The organism is Collimonas arenae, from assembly GCF_000786695.1.
GTDB classification, from domain to species: Bacteria; Pseudomonadota; Gammaproteobacteria; order Burkholderiales; family Burkholderiaceae_D; genus Collimonas; species Collimonas arenae_A.
Map to the genome: position 1 here is coordinate 492,043 of NZ_CP009962.1, position 21,676 is coordinate 513,718.

Annotated in this window: 21 protein-coding genes; 15 read left to right on the top strand and 6 right to left on the bottom strand. The window is 55.1% G+C overall.

Annotated features, from left to right (window positions below; translation table 11 throughout):
• Window positions 1-140 precede the first annotated feature (140 nt).
• The 5 genes from LT85_RS02120 to LT85_RS02140 all read left to right on the top strand — a co-directional run bounded on the left by LT85_RS02120 (window position 141) and on the right by LT85_RS02140 (window position 4,834).
• Entirely contained in the window at window positions 141-1,118 is a 978-nt protein-coding gene (locus LT85_RS02120) for a DNA-directed RNA polymerase subunit alpha (RefSeq protein WP_014004419.1), read from the top strand.
• 174 nt (window positions 1,119-1,292) lie between these two features.
• Window positions 1,293-1,688, top strand: a complete 396-nt coding sequence (rplQ, locus tag LT85_RS02125; protein ID WP_038484690.1) for a 50S ribosomal protein L17 — start codon at window positions 1,293-1,295, stop codon at window positions 1,686-1,688.
• A gap of 113 nt (window positions 1,689-1,801) precedes the next feature.
• Window positions 1,802-2,134 carry a divalent-cation tolerance protein CutA gene (gene cutA, locus LT85_RS02130; RefSeq protein WP_038484693.1) on the top strand — a complete coding sequence of 111 codons (333 nt, stop codon included), beginning with the start codon at window positions 1,802-1,804 and terminating at the stop codon, window positions 2,132-2,134.
• The gene (gene dsbD / locus LT85_RS02135; protein ID WP_038484696.1) at window positions 2,127-3,980 is read left to right on the top strand and encodes a protein-disulfide reductase DsbD; all 1,854 of its coding nucleotides are present in this window, start codon (window positions 2,127-2,129) and stop codon (window positions 3,978-3,980) included. Before cutA ends, dsbD begins: the two co-directional genes overlap by 8 nt.
• 212 nt (window positions 3,981-4,192) lie before the next feature.
• The gene (locus tag LT85_RS02140) at window positions 4,193-4,834 is read left to right on the top strand and encodes a peroxiredoxin (RefSeq protein WP_038484699.1); all 642 of its coding nucleotides are present in this window, start codon (window positions 4,193-4,195) and stop codon (window positions 4,832-4,834) included.
• An 89-nt stretch (window positions 4,835-4,923) separates the two neighbouring features.
• Here LT85_RS02140 and LT85_RS02145 read toward each other — a convergent pair whose 3' ends face one another.
• The 4 genes from LT85_RS02145 to yihA form a co-directional block, all read right to left on the bottom strand.
• Entirely contained in the window at window positions 4,924-6,087 is a 1,164-nt protein-coding gene (locus LT85_RS02145) for a magnesium transporter CorA family protein (protein ID WP_038484702.1), read from the bottom strand.
• The gene (locus LT85_RS02150) at window positions 6,065-7,321 is read right to left on the bottom strand and encodes a sterol desaturase family protein (RefSeq protein ID WP_038484705.1); all 1,257 of its coding nucleotides are present in this window, start codon (window positions 7,319-7,321) and stop codon (window positions 6,065-6,067) included. Before LT85_RS02150 ends, LT85_RS02145 begins: the two co-directional genes overlap by 23 nt.
• Window positions 7,322-7,507: 186 nt before the next feature.
• Entirely contained in the window at window positions 7,508-8,521 is a 1,014-nt protein-coding gene (gene hemB / locus LT85_RS02155; protein ID WP_038484708.1) for a porphobilinogen synthase, read from the bottom strand.
• 263 nt (window positions 8,522-8,784) lie between these two features.
• Entirely contained in the window at window positions 8,785-9,516 is a 732-nt protein-coding gene (gene yihA / locus LT85_RS02160) for a ribosome biogenesis GTP-binding protein YihA/YsxC (RefSeq protein WP_038484711.1), read from the bottom strand.
• 225 nt (window positions 9,517-9,741) lie between these two features.
• Between yihA and LT85_RS02165 the strand changes: the two genes are divergently transcribed.
• From LT85_RS02165 to msrQ, 6 genes are all read left to right on the top strand, one after another.
• On the top strand, window positions 9,742-10,410 hold the full coding sequence (locus LT85_RS02165) for a c-type cytochrome (protein WP_038484714.1): 669 nt from the start codon (window positions 9,742-9,744) through the stop codon (window positions 10,408-10,410).
• Window positions 10,411-10,483: 73 nt separating this feature from the next.
• Entirely contained in the window at window positions 10,484-12,643 is a 2,160-nt protein-coding gene (locus LT85_RS02170; protein ID WP_052134558.1) for a cytochrome c biogenesis protein ResB, read from the top strand.
• A gap of 81 nt (window positions 12,644-12,724) precedes the next feature.
• Window positions 12,725-13,870 (top strand): c-type cytochrome biogenesis protein CcsB, encoded by a 1,146-nt coding sequence (ccsB, locus tag LT85_RS02175; protein WP_038484717.1) that lies wholly within the window; start codon window positions 12,725-12,727, stop codon window positions 13,868-13,870.
• A gap of 4 nt (window positions 13,871-13,874) precedes the next feature.
• Window positions 13,875-14,546, top strand: coding sequence for an HAD family hydrolase (locus LT85_RS02180; RefSeq protein ID WP_038484720.1), 672 nt, complete (start codon window positions 13,875-13,877; stop codon window positions 14,544-14,546).
• 73 nt (window positions 14,547-14,619) lie between these two features.
• Window positions 14,620-15,600 carry a protein-methionine-sulfoxide reductase catalytic subunit MsrP gene (gene msrP, locus LT85_RS02185; RefSeq protein WP_038484723.1) on the top strand — a complete coding sequence of 327 codons (981 nt, stop codon included), beginning with the start codon at window positions 14,620-14,622 and terminating at the stop codon, window positions 15,598-15,600.
• 17 nt (window positions 15,601-15,617) lie between these two features.
• On the top strand, window positions 15,618-16,286 hold the full coding sequence (gene msrQ / locus LT85_RS02190; protein WP_038484726.1) for a protein-methionine-sulfoxide reductase heme-binding subunit MsrQ: 669 nt from the start codon (window positions 15,618-15,620) through the stop codon (window positions 16,284-16,286).
• A 43-nt stretch (window positions 16,287-16,329) separates the two neighbouring features.
• Here the strand turns inward: msrQ and lysA are convergent, their stop codons facing one another.
• Both lysA and lptM read right to left on the bottom strand, forming a co-directional pair.
• Entirely contained in the window at window positions 16,330-17,613 is a 1,284-nt protein-coding gene (lysA, locus tag LT85_RS02195; RefSeq protein ID WP_038484729.1) for a diaminopimelate decarboxylase, read from the bottom strand.
• 9 nt (window positions 17,614-17,622) lie between these two features.
• Window positions 17,623-17,832 carry an LPS translocon maturation chaperone LptM gene (gene lptM / locus LT85_RS27450; RefSeq protein ID WP_081991936.1) on the bottom strand — a complete coding sequence of 70 codons (210 nt, stop codon included), beginning with the start codon at window positions 17,830-17,832 and terminating at the stop codon, window positions 17,623-17,625.
• A 74-nt stretch (window positions 17,833-17,906) separates the two neighbouring features.
• On the opposite strand from lptM, the gene cyaY reads away from it, so the two are divergent.
• The 4 genes from cyaY (at window position 17,907) to LT85_RS02215 (ending at window position 21,652) form a co-directional block, all read left to right on the top strand.
• Complete coding sequence (cyaY, locus tag LT85_RS02200; protein ID WP_038484732.1) at window positions 17,907-18,233, top strand: iron donor protein CyaY; 327 nt, start codon at window positions 17,907-17,909, stop codon at window positions 18,231-18,233.
• Window positions 18,234-18,423: 190 nt separating this feature from the next.
• Entirely contained in the window at window positions 18,424-19,809 is a 1,386-nt protein-coding gene (locus tag LT85_RS25160) for a hypothetical protein (RefSeq protein WP_156117403.1), read from the top strand.
• 113 nt (window positions 19,810-19,922) lie between these two features.
• On the top strand, window positions 19,923-20,459 hold the full coding sequence (locus LT85_RS02210; RefSeq protein ID WP_253273645.1) for a hypothetical protein: 537 nt from the start codon (window positions 19,923-19,925) through the stop codon (window positions 20,457-20,459).
• Window positions 20,460-20,512: 53 nt separating this feature from the next.
• Window positions 20,513-21,652, top strand: a complete 1,140-nt coding sequence (locus tag LT85_RS02215) for a DUF2827 domain-containing protein (RefSeq protein WP_038484738.1) — start codon at window positions 20,513-20,515, stop codon at window positions 21,650-21,652.
• Window positions 21,653-21,676: the final 24 nt, after the last annotated feature.

Genomic DNA, 21,676 nt, shown 5'->3' on the forward strand with positions numbered 1-21,676 from the left:
TTTAGTTTTTCCGGCTCTGCCTGTATTTGGCAGGGCCTTTTCATCAGGGTGCCTCTGACAATCCTCGTGTTTGTGGCGGCGCCCTTAATGCCATCAGCCTTATCGGTGTAACGAGCCGAGGGTATTGAAGAGGACATTTCATGCAAAACAGCTTGTTGAAGCCACGTATTATCGAAGTAGAAGCACTGGGTGCCGGCCACGCTAAAGTCGTGATGGAACCGTTTGAACGTGGTTACGGCCACACCCTGGGCAACGCATTGCGCCGTGTCCTGCTGTCATCGATGGTTGGCTACGCGCCGACTGAAGTAACCATCGCCGGTGTGGTGCATGAGTACTCGTCACTTGACGGTGTGCAGGAAGACGTAGTCGACATCCTGCTGAATCTGAAGGGCGTCGTATTCAAGTTGCATAACCGCGACGAAGTAACACTGACATTGAAAAAAGATGGCGAAGGCGCTGTGCTGGCTTCCGACATCGATCTGCCGCATGACGTAGAGCTGGTTAATCCGGATCACGTGATTGCCCACCTGACTGCCGGTGGCGCACTCGACATGCAGATCAAGGTTGAAAAAGGCCGTGGCTATGTGCCAGGCAACGTTCGCCGCTTGACCGAAGATGCCAACAAGACCATTGGCCGCATCATTCTGGACGCGTCGTTCTCGCCAGTACGCCGTGTTTCCTACGCTGTTGAATCGGCGCGTGTGGAACAACGTACCGATCTGGACAAGCTAGTCATCAACATTGAAACCAATGGCGTGATCACTCCGGAAGAAGCGATTCGCCAATCCGCACGCGTGCTGGTTGACCAATTGAACGTATTCGCTGCACTGGAAGGCACTGAAGCTGCTGCTGAAGCTCCATCCCGCGCACCACAAGTCGATCCAATCCTGTTGCGTCCGGTCGATGATCTGGAACTGACAGTACGTTCGGCTAACTGCCTGAAAGCAGAAAACATCTACTACATTGGCGATCTGATCCAGCGTAGCGAGAATGAACTGCTGAAGACGCCAAACCTGGGCCGCAAGTCCTTGAACGAAATCAAGGAAGTTCTGGCATCCCGTGGTTTGACCTTGGGCATGAAGCTGGAAAACTGGCCGCCTGCAGGTCTGGAAAAGTAATATTTGTTGTTAGCCCGGGGGTGAGATAGAATCTCGCCCTTGGGCTTGTTTTGCCCTTGTTGTATTCATTGCTGTATTAATATTGTTTCATTAATTTCAACCGGCCCGCGACCAGGCAACAGCTGAAGTCGATCGAAGAGCTGGATGTAAACTCAAAAACTGAAAGGAATTACCATGCGTCACCGTCACGGCCTTCGTAAATTAAATCGTACCTCTTCCCACCGTCTGGCCATGTTGCGCAACATGACTGTTTCGCTGCTGCGTCACGAAGCAATCAAGACCACATTGCCAAAGGCAAAAGAACTGCGTCGCGTGATCGAACCGATCCTGACATTGGGCAAGACCGACACACTGGCAAACAAGCGCCTGGCGTTTGCTCGCCTGCGCGACCGCGAAATGGTCTTGAAGCTGTTTGCTGAACTGGGCCCACGTTACGCTAACCGTAACGGCGGCTACCTGCGCATCCTGAAAATGGGTTTCCGCGTTGGCGATAACGCTCCTATGGCTTACATCGAGCTGATGGACCGTCCGGAAATCAGCGACGACGCTGAAGTACCGACGGCGGACTAAGCTTAAGTATTCAAGCTGCGTTAAAATCAAAAGCCAGGCCTAGCCTGGCTTTTTTGCATTCCGCGCGCTTCACATGTCATGCATGTTGTAAGGTCAGCTCAAAGAAATCGACTATGTTACAAGCCTTGCTTATACTCACTAACTTGCCGGATCTGACCAGTGCTCGCGCGCTGGCACAGCAGCTGGTGGAACGCAAGCTGGCGGCTTGTGTCAATCTTCTGCCGGCGGTGCAATCGACCTATCGCTGGCAAGGCGTGGTGGAGCACGCGGCGGAAGTGACGCTGCTGATCAAGACCGTGGATAGCCGTTACGAGGAACTGGAAAGCGCCATCAAGGCGGCCCATCCGTACGCATTGCCGGAAATAATTGCCTTACCGATCGTGGCCGGTTTGCCGGCATATCTGGACTGGATTACTGCAGAAACCCAAAAGGACGTGAATGTTTAAGTCTCTCAAGCAATTGTCAGTGCTGTTTGCCATGTTGTTTGTATTTTCCCTTGCGCATGCAGACGATGACGATTATCTGGCGCCGGAAGTGGCGTTCAAGTTTTCCGCCCGCATGGCTGACGCCAAGACCGCTGAGGTGACCTACGCGATCGCTGATGGTTACTATATGTACCGTGAACGCTTCCACTTCAAAGCTGAAGGTGCCACGCTGGGCGAGCCGCAAATCCCTGGCGGTACTGTCAAGTTCGACCAGACTTTCAACAAGAACGTCGAAACCTACCATCACAGCGTCACCATTCGCCTGCCAGTCGAGGCAAATGGCAATTTCACCTTAATTTCCACAGGCCAGGGATGTGCCGACAAGGGCCTTTGTTATCCGCCCATGGATTCGCGCATCAGCCTGTCCACCACTGGCAGTAGCGGCGGTGGCGGCTTGCTGAGTGCAATGGGTATCGCTAAAACCGGTGGTGCTGCAATCGATACGCCACAGGCCGCTGCTGCAAATACCGCCAGTTCAGCTATCAACGTGGCGCCAATTGCGGGTAATGCCGCTCAGACCGGACCGCAAGATCCTGAATCCAGCCGCATCGAATCCTCGCTGAAGGGTGGCAAGCTGCTGGTGATCATGCCTCTATTTTTGCTGTTGGGTCTTGGTCTGGCGTTCACGCCGTGCGTGCTGCCAATGGTGCCTATCCTGTCATCAATTATCGTCGGCGAGGGCACGCAAGTCAGTCGCCGTCGCGGTTTCCTGCTTTCCGTTACTTACGCGCTTGGGATGGCGCTGGTCTATACCGCGCTCGGCGTAGCTGCTGGGTTAGCCGGTGAGGGCCTGGCGGCTACCTTGCAGAACCCTTGGGTATTGTCGGCGTTCGCTTTGTTGATGGTACTGATGTCTTTGTCGATGTTCGGTTTTTATGAGCTGCAATTGCCATCCGCTTTCCAAACCAAATTGACCAAAGCTTCTGACCAGCAATCTGCGGGTAAATTGATCGGTGTGTTTGTCATGGGGGCGATTTCGGCATTGATCGTCGGCCCGTGCGTCGCGGCGCCGCTAGCCGGGGCGCTGGTGTATATCAGCCAAACGCGTGACGTGGTGATCGGCGGCAGTGCATTGTTTTCAATGGCGGTCGGCATGAGCATACCGCTGATTCTTGTGGGTATTTCCGCCGGCTCGCTGTTGCCGCGCGCCGGCGCTTGGATGGAGTCGGTAAAGCGTTTCTTTGGCGTGCTGATGTTGGCGGTGGCCTTATGGATGATATCGCCGGTGATTCCCGCGTTAGCGCAAATGCTTGGCTGGGCTGTATTGGGCATCGGTTACGGCGCCTTCTTGCTGTGGGGTAAATCCTCCGGCGCCTGGTTCGCCAAGGCCTTCGGCGTGGTATGCATGGTCTGCGGTGCGGTGCAACTGGTTGGCGGCATCACTGGTGGCCGCGATGTATTGGCGCCGCTGGCGCATCTAGGCGGTGCGCAACAAGGTGCGCACACGCAGTTTGTCCGGGTCAAATCGGTTGCGGAACTGGATGCGGCGCTAGCCCAGACCAATGGCAAACCCGCATTGCTGGATTTTTACGCTGACTGGTGCGTATCCTGCAAAGAGATGGAGAAATTCACTTTTACCGACCCGCGGGTACAAACGCGTTTTGGCGACATGATCTTGCTGCAAATCGACGTCACTGCCAACAATGCCGACGACAAGGCGATGCTTAAGCGCTTTAATCTGTTTGGACCGCCGGGCATCATCTTCTTTGACGGCAAGGGCCAGGAAGTCCCGCGTGGCCGTGTGATTGGTTATCAGAATTCCGATAAATTCCTGCAATCGCTGTCGATCCTGGATGCAAAAACCTAATCGCTGTATGGGAGGGAACACTGCACTCAGATGAGGTTGCTGAATAGGCGAATACTGAAAGAGTAGAATGGACAGGCCTGCTCAAACTACCTTGCCTTCTTACTGCAGGTTATGTAGAAAGTCGATAAAGTTCTTTATGCTATTGCGGCTGCAACGCTATAGTTCTAGTTCCATGGTTTTTGCAAAACCTGTGCAATCTAAAGGAGACTGAAATGACCTTACGCCTTGGCGATGTCGCCCCGGATTTTGAGCAAGACTCTTCGCTCGGCAAAATCAAATTCTATGATTGGGCCGGCTCTTCGTGGGTAGTATTATTTTCACATCCAGCGGACTTCACGCCGGTCTGCACCACTGAACTTGGATTGACTTCCAAATTGAAATCGCAGTTTGAACAGCGCGGCGTCAAAGTGATCGCGTTGTCTGTCGACCCTGCCGACAAACATCAGGAGTGGATCAAGGATATCAACGAGACGCAGCAGACCGTGGTCGGTTTCCCGATCATTGCCGATGCCGACCGTAAGGTTTCCGAACTGTATGACCTGATCCACCCGAACGCCAGCGCGACTGCTACTGTGCGCTCCTTGTTCGTGATCGATCCTGCCAAGAAGGTGCGTTTGATCATCACTTATCCAGCCAGTACCGGCCGCAATTTCGACGAAATACTGCGTGTGATCGATTCCCTGCAACTGACCGATAATTATTCGGTGGCCACACCGGGTAACTGGAAAGATGGCGAAGATGTGGTGATCGTTCCATCGTTGCAGGACCCAGAGGTGCTCAAGCAGAAATTCCCTAAAGGTTTCAAGATCATCCGTCCTTATCTGCGGTTGACGCCGCAGCCTAATCGCGACTGATATTCTTTGCTGCGAGTTGAAATTAAAAAGCCCCGTCAAATTTTTTGCCAGGGCTTTTGTTTTTGTGGAAAACAAATACGTTGTCAGATTCAGCGCCGGTCCAGCGCCTGGCTTTCCAAGTAACGGCGGCGCTGGAAAAACACCAGCATGACTACCACAACCAGCGCCATGCTACCCATCGTCAGCCAAAAGCCGAGAGCGCTTTTGAGCAAGGGCATGACTTCAAAATTCATACCGAATATGCCTGTGATCAGCGTCAGGGGCATGAACAAAGCAGTGATCACGGTCAGCGTGCGCATGATTTCGTTGGTGCGGTGGGCGACCGCGGAGAAATGGATTTGCACCGCCGATTCAATTGACGATTCCAGGCGGCGCGCATGGTTGAGCACCCGCGTAATATGCTCCATCACGTCGTTGATGCGAACCAGCAGCAAATCCTTGGCGCGGCTGATTTCGATGCCGTCATCGGTGTCGACAAAGTAATCGCGCAGCTCCTGCATTGCGTCGTGCTGTTCCTCGCACAAATTCTCCAGTTTGCGCAATTCAATCCGGGCATCCAGCAACGCCATCCAGTCCTTGAATGGCCGGCGCGGGTCAAGCAAGGCGCGTTGCCAGCGGTCCAGTTGCGTGGTCAAGGGTTGGCGCAGGTCCAGGTATTGATCCACCATGGCGTTGATCAGGCGCAGCAGCAGGTCTTCCGGCGAGGCGGGTAGACGAATTGCGTGCGGTCCCTTTTCAGTCTTGTTGCACAGTTCCAGCAGACGCGTACGGGTGGCGTCGATGGTGCGGCTATAACGCTCGTGGACGGTGATCAACGCATGATCCATGATGAGAAACGTCACCGGCTGGGTCGCCAGTTTGCTCAATGCTGCCGGGATTTTGCGCTTGGCGCCGTCGTTATCGGTGGTCGATGGTGGCGGTGGCGACGCGGCAGTTTTGCCGTCGCCATTCGCCGATGACAGAGCGCTGCCGTTGCCGGCCGTCCCGTTCAACATTAGCTTGCGAAATACCACCATACCGTAATCCTGCGTCGAATCGAAATACGACGGATGATTCGGATTCAGCGTATCGGTCATGTGCGGATCGTAGATCTGGACGCCGGTGGCGCACTCGATGGCGCTGCGCCAGGCTTCCGGGTCGACAGCAACTTCTTCGTGGGTGGCGTCGATCCAGAGGAAACCTTTGACCGGTACGGTATCCGGTATTTCCAGGCTTTGGCTGACGTGGTTGTCACTGATGAGAAAGATGTCCATGCATTGTCGATAAGCGTTTGAATATGAGCCAGAGAGCAAGCATCGAGACGAGCGATAGCGCGATGATGCCATCCAGCATGAGCGGTGTTAAAGATACTGCGCCAAACCATGCCTTGGCTAGCCACACGCCGGCGCCGGTGGCGCCTAGCCGTAATGTTTCCAGGACTATGTAGCCTGGTCGCATTTCCATCAAGCCCCCGATTGTCCACAGTCCAGCGGTCAGCCAGGTAGCGTAGCTCAACCCCGCCGGCCATGACATGGCGACTTGCGCCGCCAGGAAGTGAGTGGTAATCAACAGCAAGATGGTGAATTGCAGCAGGCAATAGACCTGGGCTGCGCGGTTTAGTTGCGGATGATATAGCGGGCGGGCGATATCGAAAGGCGCGTTCGGCCACTTTGCCGCGACGTCGGCCGGCCGCCAGCCCGGTGCGGCAATCCAGACCCGCAGCTTGTCGCCGAGCTTTTGTGCGCGCCAGGTATCCAGCCAGAGCCCTTTATACACTTCGACATTGGCCCAGAGCGGATTCCAGCTGCGCAATGGGCGGCGGGTGCCGTAGACTACCGGATCCTGCTCACGCTCATCGATGAAGCTGCCGAATATGCGATCCCACAGAATCAGGATGCCGCCATAATTCTTATCCAGATAGATATCATTGACGCCATGATGTACGCGATGATTGGACGGAGTGACGAATACGCGGTCCAGCCATCCCAGCTTGCCGATCTGCTGTGTGTGGACCCAGAACTGATACAGCAGATCGATCAGCGCCAGCGCTGCGAATACTTCCACAGGAAAGCCCAGCAACGCCATCGGCACGTAAAAGATCCAGCCCAGGATGGGCCCGCTGCTGGTTTGGCGCAAGGCGGTGGAAAGATTGTAATCTTCGCTTTGGTGGTGCACCACATGCGCTGCCCACAAGATATTGACTTCGTGGCCGCAGCGGTGCAGCCAGTAGTAGCACAGGTCATACAGCAGCAAGCCGGAGATCCAGACCCAGATGCTGTCGGCAGGAAGTTTGAACCATCCGACGTGCGCGGCCAGCCAGCCATAGATACCGATGCGCAGCACTTGCATGAAAACGCCGGAGACCTGGCTCAGGACGCCGAGACTGATGCTGTTGATGGCATCGTTGAGGCGGTAAGTATTGCGCCGCCGACGCAGGCCGACTATGAGTTCGATGAAGATCAACAGGAAGAACACCGGCGTCGCCAGGGTGATCACCTTCTCTTGCATGCCGCTCTCCTCGTCGCGCTATGGCGATCATTGTTATGTGCGTCCATGGAACCAATGCCCGGCATGTTTGGATGAGAGAACTGTTTTCTAGTTCTCGCATGCTGTAATCCAGAGCCCGGCAAAGGTTGTCGGCATAACAGAGCGGAAGAGGATTCCAGCCACGTTGCCGGCGCGGCCGCCGAACTGTTAGCCCTTTTTCAGATGACGCGCGATATCCAGCGCAAAATACGTCAGTACGCCATCCGCACCGGCACGCTTGAATGCCAGCATGGCTTCCATCATAGTCTTGTCGTGGTCTAGCCAGCCATTTTGCGCTGCTGCCTTGATCATCGCGTACTCGCCGCTGACCTGGTAAGCGAAAGTCGGAACCTTGAATTCATCTTTCACGCGGCGCACGATATCCAGGTAAGGCATGCCCGGCTTGACCATGACCATGTCGGCACCTTCCGCCAGATCCAGCGCGACTTCATGCAAGGCTTCGTTGCTGTTGGCCGGATCCATCTGATACGTGTTCTTGTTGCTCTTGCCGAGCGTGGCGGACGAGCCGACCGCATCGCGGAACGGACCGTAGAAAGCTGAAGCGTACTTGGCCGAATACGCCATGATGCGCGTGTAAATATGGTGATGTGTTTCCAGCGCGTTGCGCACCGCACCGATACGGCCATCCATCATGTCGGACGGCGCCACGATATCCACGCCGGCATCGGCTTGCGTCAACGCTTGCTTGACCAGAATCGTGCAGGTTTCGTCGTTGAGTACATAGCCGTCGGCATTCAGCACGCCGTCCTGGCCGTGGCTGGTATAGGGATCGAGCGCCACATCGGTCAGGATGCCGAGCTCGGGAAAGCGCTGTTTCAGTTCACGCACCGCGCGCGGGATCAGGCCCTGCGGATTAGTGGCTTCGATGCCATCCGGCGTTTTCAGCGAAGGATTAATCACGGGAAACAAGGCGATGACTGGAATACCCAAAGCAACACACTCTTCCGCGACATTTAATAGCAAGTCAATTGACAGCCGTTCAACGCCTGGCATCGAATTGATTTTCTCGCGCTGATTTTTTCCATCCAGGATGAAGACCGGATAAATCAGGTCTGCAGTGGTGATCACATTTTCCCGCATCATGGCGCGGGAAAATGCATCTTTGCGCATGCGACGCATACGGATGGCAGGGAATTGGGCTGTTTTATGAGAGTGTGGCATAGCGGTTTCTGACATATAGGGTGAGTGGGAAGCTAGCCTGTATACGCGCTGGCAAAACAGGCTTGCATATGGGCACGCTAATATTTTCATCGAAAAATAAAAAAATCGTGAACTTTTTTAGCCTCTACCGGCTCCTAGCAATAGGTGCATCATTCGCCTCCCGCTTCCCTCCCTGAGCGGGGCCGTATCGCTTTTGGTGATAAGGCATTGTGCCCTGGAGATATTCCCCTTTCTCCAGGGCTTTTTTATGTTTAGTGTATTGACTAAACAGGGCTGTCTTCTCCTGCTACGTCAGCCTCATCGCCACCAGCGTCGCGGTTATTACCGGCCGGTTTGTTCAGGCCAGCCAGTTCCACGATCTTGTCGTTCGCTTCTTCCAGACCGTTGCGGTTCAGTGCCGAAAACAACTGTGCGGTAAACGGTAATTGTTCATTATTTTCATTGACGTAACTTGCCAGGAAGTTGCGTGCTTCGCGCAGTGCATTGGTGGCGTCGTTGCGATTGAGTTTATCCGACTTGCTCAAGATGCAATGGATCGGTTTGCCGGTAGGCGCAAACCATTCCACCATCTGGACATCGAGTTCGGTAAAAGGCCGGCGCGAGTCGACGATCAGCACCAATGCTGCAAGCTGCTGGCGGCGGCGAACGTAGTCGCCCAGCAGTTGCTGCCAATGCAGCTTGGCGGAACCTGACACCTCGGCGTAGCCATAACCGGGCAAGTCGACCAGCAATGCGCGGATCTCGTCGATCCTGGTTTCATCTTTACGATGCTGGGCGACGTGGGCGCCGCCTATGGAAAAATAATTGATGTGCTGCGTACGGCCAGGGGTTTTGGACGCAAATGCCAGCTTCTTCTGATTGCACAAAAGATTGATGGCGGTCGACTTGCCGGCGTTGGAGCGGCCGGCGAAAGCGATCTCAGGAACTTGCAAAGCTGGCAAGTCACGAAGATGATTGGCCGTGGTAAAGAAGCGGGCTTGCCAAAGTAGGGACATGGAGTGAGCAGAAAATGCAGTAAGGGGAGGCAAAAATGCCGGAAAGCTATTGTACAATAAGGGGTTGTGTACTGCTGTTTTGGTTAGCGCGTGTTTGTGGTTTGCGTCCGGGTTTGCGTCCTGTTAAGGACTTTTGGGCCTCGGACAATGGATTGATATAGCTGGGGTTGCCCCAGTTTGGAACCCATCAGGGCAGAATTCTAAAATCAAGTCAGGGCGTAAAGAATGAATCGTGCGTTTTTTCCAATAGTGAAAGCTTTCTTCGTTGCAGTCGTCGCGCTTTCCTCCGTTGCCTATGCTGCGGACGAACCAAAAGCCGCTGTACCTGCCAAAGCCGATCCAGCCAAGGGCGAAGCACTCTATACGAATGGCGACCCGGCCCGCAACATCACCGCCTGTATCTCATGCCACGGCGCAGCCGGCGCATCGACGATCAGCACCAATCCCAAACTGGGCGGGCAGCACGCTGCTTATATTCACAAACAATTGACAAATTTCCAAGGTGCCGACCGGAACAATCCGATCATGTCGCCGCTGGCCAAGCAGTTGACCGACGATGAAATGAAAAATATCGCGGCCTACCTGGATGCGCAAGCGGTCAAGCCCGGTGCAGCCAAAGACAAAGACACGCTGGACTTGGGCAAGAAAATCTATCGCGGCGGGATTGCTGAAAAAAGCGTTCCTGCCTGCGCCGGTTGCCATAGCCCGAACGGTGCCGGCATTCCAGCCCAGTTTCCACGCATCGGCGGTCAGCATCAGGACTATACAGTCGCAGAGCTGACCAATTTCCGCAGCGGCGCCCGCAAGAATGGTCCGATGATGACGACCATCGCCAAGCGCATGTCCGACGATGAAATCAAAGCTGTTGCTGATTACATCGCCGGCCTGAAATAGAGAAAATAATAATAAAACGTGAATTCAGGGGTGGCCTAGGCCACCCCTTTTTTTTCAAAAAGACAAACAGGCTATGAGTAAGAGTAATAACGAAATTGCAAGTAATGAAATCAACACTGCAGGGATACAGCTGAAGACTAGCCGCCGCTGGCTGGCGGATGCGGTTGAACTATTGTCATCGATGCGCTTTGCGATCAGCCTGCTGACCATCATTGCGATCGCCTCGGTGATCGGCACCGTGCTTAAGCAAAATGAACCGATGCCGAACTACGTCAACCAGTTCGGTCCGTTCTGGTTTGAAGTATTCGGCAAGCTGGGTTTGTACGCCGTGTATTCATCGTGGTGGTTCTTGATGATCATGACTTTCCTGGTGATCTCGACGTCGCTGTGTATCGCCCGCAATGCGCCGAAGATGCTGAAAGATATGCGCAGCTGGCGCGAAAATGTACGTGAGCAATCACTGCGCAACTTCCATCACAAGGCTGAATGGACTTCAGTCACCGCACCGGACGCGTTGCCCCGGCAACTGGCGGCGCGCATTGCCGCCAAGGGCTACAAGACCAAGCTAGTGGCGAAAGACAACGCTACCCTGATCACCGCCAAGCAAGGCGCCGCCAATAAATGGGGATACATCTTTGCTCACAGCGCGATTGTGATTATCTGCATAGGCGGCTTGCTGGATTCCGACTTGCCGATACGTGCACAGCAATTGATCTACGGCAAGACGCCCTTCAACGGTAACGGCATCATCGCCGAAATTCCCGAAGAGCACAGGCTGGGGCTGGGCAACCCGACTTTCCGTGGCAATACCCTGATTCCTGAAGGTTCCGCCAGCAGCACCGCCATCATTCCGCAAAAAGACGGAGTGATGATCCAGGACCTGCCGTTCACCATCCAGCTGAAGAAATTTATTGTCGATTTCTACAGCACCGGCATGCCCAAGTTGTTCGCCAGCGAAGTAGTGATCAAGGATAACGCCGACGGCCATACTTTCCCGGCCACCATCAAGGTCAATCAGCCTCTGATTTACAAGGGTATCGCGGTATACCAGTCCAGCTTCGAAGACGGCGGCAGCAAGCTCAAACTGACCGCCTATCCAATGGTTGGCGCCGCCGAGACCACGTTCCCGGTCAGCGGCGAGGTCAACGGAACGACACCATTAGCCAACAACGGTAATAACGACTATACGATTGAATGGTCTGGTTTCCGCCCTTTTAACGTGGAGAATATGGCGCAATCAGGTGACGATTTGCGTGCCGTAACCAAGTCCAAAAGCCTGAACCAGCGGCTGAGCGAAGATTTGAGCAACCATCTTGGCAATGCGGCGAAAAGCGCGAACAAGAAGGAACTGAAGAATGTCGGCCCGAGCGTGCAGTACAAGCTGCGCGACAAGAATGGCCAGGCGCGCGAATTCAGCAACTATATGCAATCGATCAAGGTCGACGACGCCTACGTATTCCTGGCCGGGGTGCGTGATACCCCGGATGAGCCTTTCCGTTATTTACGGATTCCGGCAGATGACGACGACAGCGTGCAAGAGTGGATGCGTTTGCGCGCCGCCCTGACGGACCCCGCGTTGCGCGTTGCAGCGGCGCATCGCTATGCGCAACGGGCGATTCCGGAAAGCCGCGAAGGCATCGCTCTGCTGCGGGTACAGCTGGAGCAGTCGGCATTGCGCGGCTTGTCCCTGTTTGCCGGCGACGGTAAAGAGGCCGGTTACATGGCAATTTCCAGGTTCCTGGAGCAAGTACCGGCGCAGGAGCAAGAAAAGGCCGCCGACATCTTCATGAAGATCCTGAACGGCAGTATGTGGGATCTGTGGCAGGTTGCACGTGAGAAAGATAGTTTAAAAGAATTACCCGCGGATGAAAAGCACGCGCGTTTCTTGCAGTTGAGTACCAATGCACTGTCGGATGCAAGCTTCTATAATGCGCCTGTGTATCTGCAAATGACCGGTTTTGACGAAATCAAGGCGTCGGTATTCCAGGTCACCCGCTCGCCGGGAAAAAAGGTCGTGTACCTGGGGTGTTTGCTGCTGGTGCTAGGCGTGTTCTCGATGCTGTATGTGCGTGAGCGCAGGCTGTGGGTGTGGGTGCGTCCGGACAAGGACGCGCCAGGCCAGTCGCATGCGCTGATGGCGATGAGTTCGCAGCGCAAGACGCTGGATTTTGAAAAAGAATTTGACGTGTTGAAAACACAATTGATGCAGTCGGAAGCGCAGCCGAAGTCCTAGGTTTTAGGGCGCAGCCGTAGACACAAAGATGGACGTTTCGCCGCGCCCCTGGCGCAGGAGCGGAACGATATGGAGAAAATGATGGAACTGACGCAAACGTATTCCCCGCCCGAGAGCTTTATCAAACGCCTGTCCGTCATCGACTGGCTGTTTGCCATCGCGCTGGTGGCTGCCTCGCTGTTCGCCTTGGGGCGCTACGGCAGCCACATGGATTATTACGAAAAAGGCGTACTGCTGGCGGCTGGTCCTGTTTTCACCTGGCTCGGCTGGCACTGGAAATCGGTGCGCTGGCTGATGGCTTTGCTCGCCGTATTGTCGTTGTCGGCCATTGCCATGTATGGCGGTGCGCTCGATATGGCGAACCAGAAATTTTTGCTGAAATACATGCTCTCCAGCCAGTCGGCGATCCTATGGATGAGCACGTTGTTCTTCCTGTCCACCCTGTTCTTCTGGGGCGGATTGATCACGCGTTCGGATTTTGGCGCCTCGATTGGTTCCAAATTGTGCTGGGCGGCGGTGGTGATGGGCTTTACCGGAATGCTGGTGCGCTGGTATGAGTCCTACCTGATCGGCGCCGACATCGGCCACATTCCTATCTCCAACCTGTACGAAGTATTCGTCCTGTTCAGCCTCATCACGGCGCTGTTTTATCTTTACTACGAACAGCATTACCGCACACGCCAGTTGGGCGCTTTTGTGTTGCTGGTGATTTCAGCTGCGGTCGGTTTCCTGCTGTGGTACATGGTCTCGCGCGACGCCGCCGAAATCCAGCCGCTGGTGCCGGCGCTGCAAAGCTGGTGGATGAAGATCCACGTGCCGGCCAATTTCATCGGTTACGGTACATTCGCGTTGTCGGCGATGGTGGCTGTGGCGTATCTGCTGAAATCGCATGGCTACCTGGTTGACCGTCTGCCGGCGCTGGAAGTCTTGGATGACGTCATGTACAAGGCGATTGCGGTAGGCTTTACCTTCTTCACCATCGCCACCATTCTCGGCGCATTGTGGGCGGCGGAAGCCTGGGGCGGCTACTGGTCCTGGGATCCGAAGGAAACCTGGGCGCTGATCGTCTGGCTCAATTATGCGGCCTGGCTGCACATGCGGCTGATGAAAGGTTTGCGCGGCCAGGTTGCTGCATGGTGGGCGCTGATCGGCTTGCTGGTGACGACCTTTGCTTTCCTCGGCGTGAACATGTTCCTGTCCGGCCTGCATTCCTACGGGGAGTTGTGAGCGGATGACAGCACTTGTAAACGATACGGCGAATGCCCCGGTTGATTTGGTGATTTTCGATTGCGACGGTACGCTGGTAGACAGCGAAACCGTGGCGACCGACGTGATGGTGGAATATCTGGCCGAGCTGGACATGCAATTGTCGGCCGATGAGGCGCTGTCGCGCTTCAAGGGTGGCCGGATGGCTGATTGCGTGGCTGAGTTGGAAGAAATGTTCGGCCGTTCCCTGCCGGTCGATTTCACCAAGGTCTTGCGCGACCGCATCTCTCCCGTTCTGCATCAGCGTTTGCAACCGATCGAAGGCGCGCTGGAACTGGTGAAGTCGCTCAAGGTGCCATTTTGCATGGCCTCCAACGGGCCTTTGCATCAGATTAAAGTATCGCTGAGTGTCACCGGCTTGTGGCCCTATTTTGAAGGCCGCATCTTCAGCGCTTACGAAGTCAACTCCTGGAAGCCGGCGCCGGACCTGTTCCTGCACGCCGCCAGGACCATGGGTGTCGAACCTTCCCGCTGCGCGGTAGTTGAAGATAGCTTGCCGGGCGTACAGGCTGGCGTTGCCGCCGGCATGCAAGTGTTTGCCTTGCAGCCTGAGCAGGTGGAAGCGCAACTGCCAAAACAGGCAAAAATCATTTCCCGGCTATCCGAGTTGCACGATCATATCAATATCGCCGGATAAGCGATTTTCTGCGCTCCTGTAAGGAATCGTCAGCCTATCTGACTAAGTACGGTCTACTTTGCAGGAGCGTTACATGCCGCTATACCGTCGTCCCAACGGAATCGATCTGCCGTTTTCTTCCGAAATTACCCCGCAAGATATATTTGAATCGCGCCGCAGCTTTATCAAGCAAATCGCGGTAGGCGCAGTGGGCGCCGGTTCTTTGCTGCAATTATCGAGTGGCGAGGCATGGGCGCAGGCAGCCGGGGCGCAAAAGCTGGCGGCCAAAGCCAATCCGGCTTATGTCGTAATGGACAAGGCAACGTCCTATAAAGACGCCACCACCTACAATAATTTCTACGAGTTCGGTAGCGATAAATCGGATCCTGTCGAAAATGCGGGTAACCTCAAGACGCGGCCATGGACTGTGGCAATCGAGGGTGAGGTCAAGAAGCCGATGACGCTGGATATCGACAGCTTGCTGAAACTGGCGCCGATGGAAGAGCGTATCTACCGCTTGCGCTGCGTCGAAGGCTGGTCGATGGTGATTCCCTGGATTGGTTATTCATTGTCAGAACTGATCAAGAAAGTCGAGCCGACCGGCAACGCCAGGTATGTTGAATTCACTACGCTGGCTGATAATCGCCAGATGCCGGGTTTGCGGGCGCCTGTGCTCGAGTGGCCTTACGTTGAAGGCTTGCGTATGGACGAAGCGATGCATCCGCTGGCCTTGCTGAGCTTCGGCATGTACGGCCAGGTTTTGCCGAATCAAAGTGGCGCGCCGGTGCGTATGGTGCTGCCTTGGAAGTATGGTTTCAAGTCCGCCAAGTCGATCGTGAAGATCCGTTTTCTCAAAGACCAGCCAAGGACCGCATGGAATATCGCTGCGGCGCGCGAGTACGGTTTCTATTCGAACGTGAATCCGGATGTCGATCATCCGCGCTGGTCGCAAGCTACGGAACGCCGCATCGGTGAAGATGGATTTTTCACCAAGAAGCGCAAGACCCTGATGTTCAACGGATACAACGACGTCGCTTCGCTGTACTCCGGCATGGACCTGAAAAAATACTTTTGAGGCCCGGAATTCGAAGCATGTTCAATCCCTCACCGAAGCAGTTCAAATTCATCAAAGCGTTACTGTTCGTGCTGGCGCTACTGCCTGCGGTGCGCTTGCTGGTGTTCGGATTCACCGACCGGCTGGGCGCCAATCCGATCGAATTCATTACGCGCAGCAGCGGTGACTGGACGCTTTATTTTCTTTGCATAACCTTGGTCGTAACACCGTTGCGGCGCTTTACCAATTGGAACTGGCTGATCAAATTGCGGCGCATGATTGGGCTGTTTGCCTTTTTCTACGGCAGCCTGCATTTCACGACGTTTCTCTGGTTCGATCATTTCTTTGACATCGCAGAGATGCTCAAGGATGTCGTCAAGCGGCCGTTTATCACTGTCGGTTTCATTGCTTTCGTGATGCTGCTGCCGTTGGCGCTGACCAGCACCAACGGCATGATCCGCCGGCTGGGCGGCAAGCGCTGGCAGTGGCTGCATCGCAGCGTGTATGCCGTGGCGATGCTGGGAATTTTGCATTTCTGGTGGATGCGCGCTGGCAAGCACAATTTTGAGAAGCCAATTTTGTTCGGAACGATTGTCGCGGCGCTATTGTTGATTCGGGTTTATTTCGCCTGGCGCAATCGCGGCGATGGCGCTGCAAAATCGCGCACTGCAGTTCAGAAGCGCCAGGTAACGCCGACGCTGACTTGATCAAGGATTTCGGCCGCGCAAGGAGCGCAGCCGATGACGGATTTCAGGCCAGCAACGATTCCAGTGCAAACAGATCGGCTGGATTTTCCCGTTGGCGGACCAGGTGCATCTGATCGCCATCGACCATGACTTCGGCTGCGCGGCCACGCGTGTTGTAGTTGGAGGACATGGTCATGCCATAGGCGCCGGCCGACATCAGCGCCAGCAAGTCTCCTGCTTCGATTGCCAGTGAGCGTGAGCGCGCTAGCCAGTCACCCGATTCGCATACCGGTCCGACCACGTCATAGATCTGCGCTTGGCCTCCGCGTTGAGCGACGGTTTGAACGCCGTGCCATGCTTCATACATGGCCGGTCGCATCAAGTCGTTCATGGCGGCGTCGACGATGGCAAAATTCTTTGCTTCTGAATGCTTCAGATATTGAATTTCGGTGAGCAGGATGCCGGCGTTGCCGACAATCGAACGGCCAGGTTCAAACATCACCTTGATCGGAGCACCCTTGTACTTTGCCTGACGCCAAGCATTGACCCGTGTGAACAGGCGGCTCAGATAGTCGTCGATGGCGACCGGCTTTTCATCATCGTAAGTAATGCCAATGCCGCCGCCGATATCAAGGTGGTGCAGGTTGATGTTTTCAGCCGCCAATTGATTAACCAGGTCAATGATCTTGTCGAGCGCTTCCAGCAAAGGTGCATCGTCCAGCAACTGAGAGCCGATATGGCAATCGATCCCGACCACATCGATATTGGATAACGCGGAGGCGCTGCGATAGCAAGCCAGCGCTTCGTCATAGGCTACGCCGAACTTGTTTTCCTTGAGACCGGTCGAGATGTAGGGATGGGTCTTGGCGTCGACGTTGGGATTGACGCGCAGCGAGATAGCAGCGCGCTTGCCCATGCCAAGCGCTACTTCGTTCAAGCGATGCAGCTCTGGAATCGATTCGACGTTGAAACAAAGGATGTCATGCGACAGCGCCAGGCGCATCTCTTCGCGCGACTTGCCGACGCCGGAAAATATTACCTTGCGCGTATCCCCGCCAGCGGCAATTACACGCAATAATTCGCCACCCGAGACAATATCGAAACCGGAACCGAGCCGGCTCAGCAACTGCAGAACCGCCAGGTTGGAATTGGATTTAACCGAGTAACAGATCAACGTGCTGTCCGTTGCAGGACTGTGTTGTTGGCAGGCACCTGCGTAGGCCGAAAAATTTTCCACCAGCGCTGCCTTGGAGTAGACGTACGTCGGGCTGCCGAATTGTTGCGAAACAGCATTCAGGGCTACATTTTCAACATGCAGAACGCCATTTTTGTATGAAAAATGCGACATAAGAGCAGCTTATTCGGTGGCGGGTGTCGTTGGTGTCGTTGGTGTCGCCGGTGTTTCCTGCGGAGCCGGAACCACAGGCGCAGGAATTGTCTTGGGAGTAACATTTGACTGTGCTGGCGCGGTCCTGATGATCGGCGGCGGTAACGCAGCAGGCATGAATAACGGACCTTTTTGGCCGCATGCGGTCAAGGCAAGCGGGATGGCAATCACCGCAATCATGGTAGTACGCGACAAATCAAATATGGGCTTCACGGGGTAGTATCACAGTTTAACGAAACGGATTGGAGTGTAGCATGACAGAATCAGAATTCCTGGCGGCGGCAGAGTCGGCTTTAGGCAAGATCGAGATGGCGCTAGAGCAGGCGGCCGACAATAGCGATCTGGATGTAGAGTGCAAGCGTAGCGGCAATGTATTGGAGATTGAGTTTATCGATAACGGCAGCAAGATTATCGTTAACAGCCAGGCGCCGATGCAGGAACTGTGGATCGCGGCGAAATCCGGCGGTTTTCATTACAAGCGCAAGGATGAGAGCTGGGTCAATACGCGTGACGGTTCAGAGTTCTTTGCCGCCCTCTCGATGATGATCAGCGCTCAAGGCGGTGTACCAATAGTGCTGTAATTTTTTCTTGTGGAGATGGCTGGCAAGAGGTTTTCCGTATGCATTTGTCGTAAGATGTGAACAATGTAATGTTGTTTTGATACGCTCGCTTTCCGTTGTTCCACAAATATGGTTTCAAGGGTCGCAAAAGGGGTTGTAAGAACTGCATCAGGGAGTTTGTCCAACGCTTTTCAACTATCGGCAGCCACCTATGAACACGATAATGATCAGGGATTCGCAAGAACCAAGTGATTGGCGTGATGGCGTTATCTGCGGCGAGATTGCCGATACCCGAAAGCTACCCCGCCCGAGGCCGGTCGGGAGCCGGGCGAGAACGACCCTTTTTATAGGAATTATCCTGGCGGCAACGAGTTTTGCGAATCAAACCTCTGCCGCTAACATTCCGGAGATTGCCGGCACGGCAAACCAAAACAATGCCATCAGTCCGGCACCAGCAAAACAGACGGAGGAACCCAAGAGGCAATGGGCTTTCGATACCAGCAACGGTTGCCAGGTCTGGAGCGCCGAGCCGATCGGCAGCGACATGACGGTGCGTTGGAGCGGACGCTGCGAAAACAATCTGGCGCAAGGACCGGGCACGGTGCGCTGGCTTAGAAACAACAAACAGGTGGTGGAACTGAGCGGCACGATGGATCAGGGCAAGATGCGCGGTCACACTACCGGGGTTGAAGAGCCGGGGAATCGATTTGACGGCATGTTTATCGACTCCTTGCCGGAGGGGCTGGGAAGGGCGAGTTTTGCCGACGGTTCGACCTATGACGGTCAGTGGCATCGCGGCCACCAGCTGGGTTATGGCATCATGACATTTCCTCCTGCGCATCCACAATATCAGGAGATGCTGAAGGACGGTAAAGGCAGCAAAGCCGAAAATGGTATCTATGTGTTGCGTGGCTGGTGGGAAGGCAAAACCTTTATCACCCCTTGCAACAGCGAAGAGGAGTGCGAAAAAGCTGTGGTGGCAATAATGAAACTCGACCAGGGCGCCGCCAAAGCTAACGCTGCTACGCAGACTGCTCCCGCTGACGTTTCTGCGCCGGCGCCTGTTGCCGCTACGCCTGTTGTGGCGCCTGAAACGCCTGCGACGGAGCCGGCGTCCGCACTTCCGGTGACTATCCCTGCGGCCGCGCCAGAGAATGTGACGCCAGCCACTTCAGCCACTCCAGTCGCCCCCGCTACTGAATCCACTGTTGTCCAACCGTTACCGATACCTGCGGAACCTTCCGTACAGCCTGCGTCCGCAATGCCGGCTGTGGCGAAGCCCGAGGCCGAGCCAGCAGCCTCTCCAGCAGTCGCGCCGATCGTTACGACGCCAGTGCCGGAATTGCCTGCTGTCGGACCGGCCTCTGTCCCGATAGCACCAGTACCGGCGATGCCAGTAGCCGAGCCTGCAGCCACACCTGCAACCGAGCCCGTTCCAGCCACGCCTGTTACATCTCCTGCCAGCGAGCCTGCGGTGCCGACGACACCGATGACTGAGCCAGCCACCGCGCCGGAAATGCCGACGCCAGCCCCTCAAGCCACTGACGCCGCGCTCGGCGCAATCAAGCCCATTTCAATTTCAGACGGATCCAGTTGATGACGCGTGCACCACATCTTTTCTTGACAAGCGATTCAAGTGACTTATCCACTGCCGGCACAGTCCGCCAGCCATGGCTGGCGGTTATCTGCCTGTTAGTGTTAATGCTGCTGATGACTACGGCTCATGCACAAATGAAGGCGGATTTACCGGGTAACAAAGCGGCTGCTGCCGGACCGAAAAATTTATTGGCGGAAGCTGCCCGCAGCGTCGGCGTCAAACAGTGCCAGCCGGCGATTACACGGTTGTCTGCATTGGCTATCAACGGCACCAGCGCCCATGATGTGCTGGTTGACTGGGATCGCGCGCATCCTGACCGCGGGCCATTCTTTTCGCTTACCGGTATCGAATATGCCGGCGCCTCCGCGGCAGTGTCGATTACTGCGGTACCGCAGGATGGCGGTACGTGTTCGGTATCCGCCGAGCGCATTTCGATCGCTCCTTATTCGTGCAAAAGCATTGCTGATACCGAGCTGAAAGGATATAGCGCCACGCCTTTGCTACCGACTTTCACAGTGTATGTGTCGCCGGCTGAACCAGGCGGATCCGTGTCGCTCGTGGATTCGCCACCGGGTTGCCTGATTATCCGGCGCTACGTGCAGTACAACTGGACTGAGCAGACGAAAATGGGAGTCCCGGCGCGTAAATGACGTCCAAGACTATTCATACAACCTATGCATGACTTTTTATTTGAAGCAATGACATGAGCTTTTCACCTCGCTCCTTGCGGATCGGCATCACCATCGGCCTGCACCAGGAAAACGAATCTCTCTGGAACAACGGCATCAAACAGAATGCCGTGTATCTGGCTGAGACCTTGAAACATTGTCCGAGTGTGTTGTCGGTGCATCTAGTGAATACCACGACGACCGCTATCACCGCTGCACTTCCATGGGATCTCACGCGCTGGCCGACAGTGACCTTCGAGCAAGCCAAAGACAATCTCGATGTACTGATCGAACTGGGCGGACAAATCGATGAATACCAGACCGCTTACCTGAAGACGCAAGGATGCCGGTTGATATCGTATTGCTGCGGATTCGAGTATATCCATGTGATGCAATCGGTCTTGTTCGGCCGTCCGATGTGGGGCTACGACCTGTACGTCAACCAGCGTTACGACGCTATCTGGATGGTGCCGCAGGTGGCGACCAACAGCCAGTCGTACTTTGAAACGCTGCGCCGCCGCCCGGCGCAAGTGGTGCCGTTTGTATGGGACCCGATATTCGTCAACCAGCGCAGCCGGGAGTTCGAGCACCATGGCGAATATCGGCCGCACGGCGGCGCCAAGCGGTTGACCGTGATGGAGCCGAATAACGACATCGTGAAATTCTGCATGTATCCGGCCTTTATTGCAGAGGAGGCCTACCGACAACGGCCGCAAGATATTCAAATCCTGCAGGTGACCAATGCCGAACGTCTGGCGCATGAAAGCAAGGAATTTGTCGCAGTAATGAACCGGCTGGATATCGTCCGCCAGCACAAGGCGGTATTCCTGGGGCGCTACGACACGCCGCAATTCCTGAGCCAGATGACCGATGTGGTGATCTCGCATCAGATCGAGAATGCGCTGAATTATTTTTATTTCGATGTCTGTTGGCAGGGTTATCCTTTGGTGCATAACGCCTACATGTGCAGCGATCTCGGCTACTACTATGAAGGCAACAATGTGCAGGATGGCTGCCGGAAGTTGATCGACGCCCTGACAACGCACGACAACAACTGGGAGGCTTATCTGGCGCGTCAACGTAAGGTGTTAGAGCGCTTCCTGCCGGATTGCCCGGAAGTCACGGCGGAATATGAGCGATTGTTATCAGCGTTGCTGGAACAACCGATTGTGTAATTTTTATGTGTGATTTAAAGCGGA

Bases quoted from the DNA above. Each gene is read 5' to 3' on its own strand.
- LT85_RS25160 (WP_156117403.1), top strand. From the start codon at position 18,424: ATGAACACGATAATGATCAGGGATTCGCAAGAACCAAGTGATTGGCGT.
- dsbD (WP_038484696.1), top strand. From the start codon at position 2,127: ATGTTTAAGTCTCTCAAGCAATTGTCAGTGCTGTTTGCCATGTTGTTT.
- msrQ (WP_038484726.1), top strand. From the start codon at position 15,618: ATGTTCAATCCCTCACCGAAGCAGTTCAAATTCATCAAAGCGTTACTG.
- cutA (WP_038484693.1), top strand. From the start codon at position 1,802: ATGTTACAAGCCTTGCTTATACTCACTAACTTGCCGGATCTGACCAGT.
- LT85_RS02215 (WP_038484738.1), top strand. From the start codon at position 20,513: ATGAGCTTTTCACCTCGCTCCTTGCGGATCGGCATCACCATCGGCCTG.
- rplQ (WP_038484690.1), top strand. From the start codon at position 1,293: ATGCGTCACCGTCACGGCCTTCGTAAATTAAATCGTACCTCTTCCCAC.
- LT85_RS02150 (WP_038484705.1), bottom strand. From the start codon at position 7,321: ATGCAAGAGAAGGTGATCACCCTGGCGACGCCGGTGTTCTTCCTGTTG.
- LT85_RS02140 (WP_038484699.1), top strand. From the start codon at position 4,193: ATGACCTTACGCCTTGGCGATGTCGCCCCGGATTTTGAGCAAGACTCT.
- yihA (WP_038484711.1), bottom strand. From the start codon at position 9,516: ATGTCCCTACTTTGGCAAGCCCGCTTCTTTACCACGGCCAATCATCTT.
- lptM (WP_081991936.1), bottom strand. From the start codon at position 17,832: ATGATTGCGGTGATTGCCATCCCGCTTGCCTTGACCGCATGCGGCCAA.
- hemB (WP_038484708.1), bottom strand. From the start codon at position 8,521: ATGCCACACTCTCATAAAACAGCCCAATTCCCTGCCATCCGTATGCGT.
- lysA (WP_038484729.1), bottom strand. From the start codon at position 17,613: ATGTCGCATTTTTCATACAAAAATGGCGTTCTGCATGTTGAAAATGTA.
- LT85_RS02170 (WP_052134558.1), top strand. From the start codon at position 10,484: ATGAGTAAGAGTAATAACGAAATTGCAAGTAATGAAATCAACACTGCA.
- ccsB (WP_038484717.1), top strand. From the start codon at position 12,725: ATGGAACTGACGCAAACGTATTCCCCGCCCGAGAGCTTTATCAAACGC.
- cyaY (WP_038484732.1), top strand. From the start codon at position 17,907: ATGACAGAATCAGAATTCCTGGCGGCGGCAGAGTCGGCTTTAGGCAAG.
- LT85_RS02180 (WP_038484720.1), top strand. From the start codon at position 13,875: ATGACAGCACTTGTAAACGATACGGCGAATGCCCCGGTTGATTTGGTG.
- LT85_RS02210 (WP_253273645.1), top strand. From the start codon at position 19,923: ATGACTACGGCTCATGCACAAATGAAGGCGGATTTACCGGGTAACAAA.
- LT85_RS02145 (WP_038484702.1), bottom strand. From the start codon at position 6,087: ATGGACATCTTTCTCATCAGTGACAACCACGTCAGCCAAAGCCTGGAA.
- msrP (WP_038484723.1), top strand. From the start codon at position 14,620: ATGCCGCTATACCGTCGTCCCAACGGAATCGATCTGCCGTTTTCTTCC.
- LT85_RS02165 (WP_038484714.1), top strand. From the start codon at position 9,742: ATGAATCGTGCGTTTTTTCCAATAGTGAAAGCTTTCTTCGTTGCAGTC.
- LT85_RS02120 (WP_014004419.1), top strand. From the start codon at position 141: ATGCAAAACAGCTTGTTGAAGCCACGTATTATCGAAGTAGAAGCACTG.